This window comes from Leptotrichia sp. (genome assembly GCF_057270615.1).
On sequence record NZ_DBHIXN010000013.1, the window covers coordinates 1 to 2976 of the forward strand.

5 protein-coding genes are annotated in these 2976 nt (G+C 25.8%); 4 read left to right on the plus strand and 1 reads right to left on the minus strand.

Annotation, left to right across the window (positions count from 1 at the left end; genetic code table 11):
- Nucleotides 1-223 precede the first annotated feature (223 nt).
- From ACO409_RS03920 to ACO409_RS03935, 4 genes are all read left to right on the plus strand, one after another.
- Nucleotides 224-1282 carry a hypothetical protein gene (locus ACO409_RS03920; protein ID WP_485555031.1) on the plus strand — a complete coding sequence of 353 codons (1059 nt, stop codon included), beginning with the start codon at nucleotides 224-226 and terminating at the stop codon, nucleotides 1280-1282.
- 11 nt (nucleotides 1283-1293) lie between these two features.
- Nucleotides 1294-1512, plus strand: coding sequence for a hypothetical protein (locus tag ACO409_RS03925; RefSeq protein ID WP_485555033.1), 219 nt, complete (start codon nucleotides 1294-1296; stop codon nucleotides 1510-1512).
- A gap of 103 nt (nucleotides 1513-1615) precedes the next feature.
- Nucleotides 1616-1741, plus strand: a complete 126-nt coding sequence (locus tag ACO409_RS03930) for a hypothetical protein (RefSeq protein ID WP_485555035.1) — start codon at nucleotides 1616-1618, stop codon at nucleotides 1739-1741.
- A gap of 115 nt (nucleotides 1742-1856) precedes the next feature.
- On the plus strand, nucleotides 1857-2396 hold the full coding sequence (locus ACO409_RS03935; protein WP_485555037.1) for a hypothetical protein: 540 nt from the start codon (nucleotides 1857-1859) through the stop codon (nucleotides 2394-2396).
- Between the two features lie 66 nt (nucleotides 2397-2462).
- On the opposite strand, the gene ACO409_RS03940 is transcribed toward ACO409_RS03935, so the two are convergent.
- Nucleotides 2463-2609, minus strand: coding sequence for a hypothetical protein (locus ACO409_RS03940; protein ID WP_485555039.1), 147 nt, complete (start codon nucleotides 2607-2609; stop codon nucleotides 2463-2465).
- Between the last annotated feature and the right edge of the window lie 367 nt (nucleotides 2610-2976).

The window sequence follows — 2976 nt, forward strand, 5'->3', positions numbered from 1 at the left end:
TATGAGACTTACAATTTTGTAATGACAAGACAGATTTAAATATCTGTCTTTTTTTGTAAAAATTTTAAAATATTTTATAAAAAGGTGTTGACCTTTGATATAAAATATAGTATACTGTTTATGTAGACGAGATAGACAAAATAAAAAAAGAGAACTCATAAAAGTTCCCTTACCGTAAATTTATTTTATCACATCTTAAAAATAAATTCAAGGAGTGATAAAAATGAAATTAGAAAAAAATAAAAAAGTAAAATTAAACAAAATAGGGAGATTGTATGTTGAAGCAGAAGATTTAGCATACAACGGGAAAAAAATAAGAATCAAAATGAACGAAAACTTTACAAAAGATTTTGCAAAACAACATTTAGATAATATTATTGAACTCAATGCTTATATTGAGTTTGAGGAAAAAAATGGTTACTGGAAAATAACATTACATCCAGTTGATTTAGAAAAAATAGAAAAAGAAAAAGAAGAAAAAGCAATTTTATTTGAAATTGCCAAAATGAGAAAAGGTATTGACACTATGCTTTATTACGTTGAAAAAGCATATAATGAAGACAGAACATACCAAAACGGAATCGATGTTATAAACGATAATTTGAAAAAAATTGAAAAATTATCTAAAGAAGACGAAACTTCTTATGTCGAAAAAATAAAATCACAATTGAAGAGTCTAGAAGTTATCGAGAAAAAAGAAAATGATAACGAAAGACAAATTGTCGATTTTGATGATCCTTTCACAAAAGGACAAGAATTTAAATACTTCGACAAAATCAACAACAAAGAAGTATTAGTAAAAGTAAAAAAAACTTGGAAGCACCGTGAACCAGATGCTCTAAGTTTAGGAGGAACCGAAGACAATCAATGGTGCTACTATGCAATAGTAGAAATCATCAAAGAAACAGAAGAAAAAGAAGTTGCAGAAGTAGAATTGTCAAAAAAAGAAATTGAAAAAATAAAAAGATACTACGATAATTATGATGAAAAAGAGGTTGAACTTTATATTGATTTTGTTAAAAGAAATAAAAATATTGTAAATGAATATAGAAGTGAGAAAGATAATCATATAAAAATATCTCATTTCTTGAGAGATTACAAACTTTGCAATTATAAAAATCTCGATTTATTTCTTTTGAGAGAAAAAGTAAATGAAAAAATGAGTTACGATGAAGTTTTTGAAAAAATAAAGAAAGAATTCGGTGTAGTTTTTAAATTAAGCAATGCAAAAAGTTTTATTATAAATATGAAAAGTGAAAAAAGTTGTAAAATCAACTCTTGAAAGGAGAAAAAATGGAAAAAGAAAAAAAAGAAACAAGAGGGGCAAAAAAGGGTAGACCTAAGCCCCTTGGAAGTGGTCGAAAAAAAGCCGATCCTGGCTTTGAAAATAAAAAAATTTCCGTGGCTTTGCCTGCATGGATGTGGGAGGATCTCACAGAAAGAGCGAGAAAACAGGAAATAACAAGAAACAGGCTGATAAAAAATATACTAGAAATTTATTTAAAAAAATAAAAAATATTTTATAAAAAGGTGTTGACTTTTGATATAAAATGTAGTATAATCATATCAAGAAAGGGGGAGATAGACAAAGGCAAGGGTCAGAAAGGAGATAAAAATGAGCGAAATGACAGCAAAGGAAAACGAAATTTTGATAAAACTGATCATCAATCTTGTTGAAACAAGCAAAGATAAAGATGAAGCAGTTAAAAAATTAAAAGCTCTACTTGATACAGACAAATAGAGCTTAAAGAAAAACATTCTGGAGAGTTATCACCTTGTCGGTAACTCTCTCTAAAAAGATTATAACAAATAATCGCTAAAAAGACAAGGGAAAATAAAACTCGGAGGAAATAAAAATGAAAGTATTAGAAAATAAAATAATTGAAGATGTAAGACATATAATTTTAAGTGAAGATTTAGATGATATAAAAGATAACAATAAAATAGATGATTATTTCCAAAACAAACTTGATATATTTAATTTTTTTAAAAAGTTTGACATGAACGAGATCACGAGAGAATATATAGAAATGCTTGAAAAAGCATTGAATAGAATCGCTGAAACTGACTTTACAGAAGAAACTTTTAAGAAAATGAGAAAAGCTTTTGTCGAAAAAGAAGAGTACTTAAAAAGTTACTACGATGTTGACATTTTAGGAAATTATTACGAAACAGATAAAAATGACTTAAAAGTAACAGAAAGATTTGAAGAATTGAGCTTTAGTATTTACGAATTTGCAAAAAGAGAATACAGAGATTTAAATAACAAAACAGAAGAAGAAAAACAAGAATTATTGAAACAAACATCTTTAATACACAGCTACTTAAGAAACAATAGTTTTGCAGTAGTAGCAGATGCAATAGCTGATTTAAAATTAGCTTGCAGAGATAATTAAAATATTCATTAAAGAGCAGACTAAAAATCTGCTCTTTTTTTGTTTATAAAGAATTATACAATTCTCTTATTCTTTTCCTTTGTTATCAATTTCAATTTTAACTTTCAGAACTTTAAGATCCTGAATTTTCATTTCTTTAAGTTCTAAAATTTTAACTTTTCTTAAATTTTCAATATTTTTTTCATACAAATTTTTAATTTTTATTTCTTTCATTTTTTGCTCCGTTGGGTTTCAAAAATAATTGTGATAAATAAAAGCAAAACATCTCACAGATTGTTAAAAATCGCTTGCGTAATATACACGTAATACACAAGCGATTGGTGGAAGTGCTGTATTATTGCAATTAACAAAAAACAAACATTTTGTATTGTAAATTAAAAAAATCACAGCTAAATTAATAACTGTGATTCATTTAATAGGAACATTTTGTATTGTAAATGTCATCAAATCCTTTTGAGTAATCCGGCTTATAATCATTTAATAGGAACATTTTGTATTGTAAATTTTTATAAAATATTTTTATTTTTTTAAATAAATTTCTATTTAATAGGAACATTTTGTATTGTAAATTTAAATATAG

Excerpts from the sequence above, each read along its gene's own strand:
- ACO409_RS03920 (WP_485555031.1), top strand. The coding sequence starts at position 224 with ATGAAATTAGAAAAAAATAAAAAAGTAAAATTAAACAAAATAGGGAGA.
- ACO409_RS03925 (WP_485555033.1), top strand. The coding sequence starts at position 1,294 with ATGGAAAAAGAAAAAAAAGAAACAAGAGGGGCAAAAAAGGGTAGACCT.
- ACO409_RS03930 (WP_485555035.1), top strand. The coding sequence starts at position 1,616 with ATGAGCGAAATGACAGCAAAGGAAAACGAAATTTTGATAAAACTGATC.
- ACO409_RS03935 (WP_485555037.1), top strand. The coding sequence starts at position 1,857 with ATGAAAGTATTAGAAAATAAAATAATTGAAGATGTAAGACATATAATT.
- ACO409_RS03940 (WP_485555039.1), bottom strand. The coding sequence starts at position 2,609 with ATGAAAGAAATAAAAATTAAAAATTTGTATGAAAAAAATATTGAAAAT.